Source organism: Hymenobacter segetis, from assembly GCF_054776495.1.
In genome coordinates, this window is the sequence record NZ_BAAHBV010000010.1 from 1 (window position 1) to 613 (window position 613).

Below are 613 nucleotides of genomic sequence, written 5' to 3' on the forward strand. Positions count from 1 at the left end.
GCAGCTTATCGCGTCCTTCGTCGCCTCTGAGACCCTAGGCATCCCCCGTGTGCTCTTTGTTACTTCTTGTTTCGTAACGCTCTTCATTGCTGAAGTGCTCTCCTCATTGCTGAGGCAAGCGCGCTACGCTTCGTTTTTGTTACCCCTTACGTCAAAGAACGTGTGTCACTCTGGTGTTTAGTGACTTCGTGAATAAGCTCCTATTGAGTTTATTCTGTTGTATTATGGTGGAGGATAACGGAGTCGAACCGTTGACCCCCTGCGTGCAAGGCAGGTGCTCTAGCCAGCTGAGCTAATCCCCCGAGTTTCGTATCCAGCAGCAATCCCGCTAGTTACAGTGGGCCTGCGTGGACTCGAACCACGGACCTCTACATTATCAGTGTAGCGCTCTAACCACCTGAGCTACAAGCCCGGGTTTCGACGATACCCGAAGGCAAACGTAGAATCCGTATTCAAAAATTATTTGAATGAGGAAATAAACAAAGAGTAAGTACCAAGCTACTCTATAAGTTACTCATAACATCGTGAGCAAGGCCGCTCCAGAAAGGAGGTGATCCAGCCGCACCTTCCGGTACGGCTACCTTGTTACGACTTAGCCCTAATTACCTGTTCT

At 49.4% G+C, this 613-nt stretch carries 2 tRNA genes and 1 rRNA gene; all 3 read right to left on the minus strand.

The window, feature by feature from the left end:
• Positions 1-225: 225 nt before the first annotated feature.
• Positions 226-302: transfer RNA gene (locus ACYU70_RS22430), tRNA-Ala, on the minus strand.
• Positions 303-338: 36 nt separating this feature from the next.
• Positions 339-412: transfer RNA gene (locus ACYU70_RS22435), tRNA-Ile, on the minus strand.
• 131 nt (positions 413-543) lie between these two features.
• A 16S ribosomal RNA gene (locus tag ACYU70_RS22440) occupies positions 544-613 on the minus strand; the annotation flags it as partial.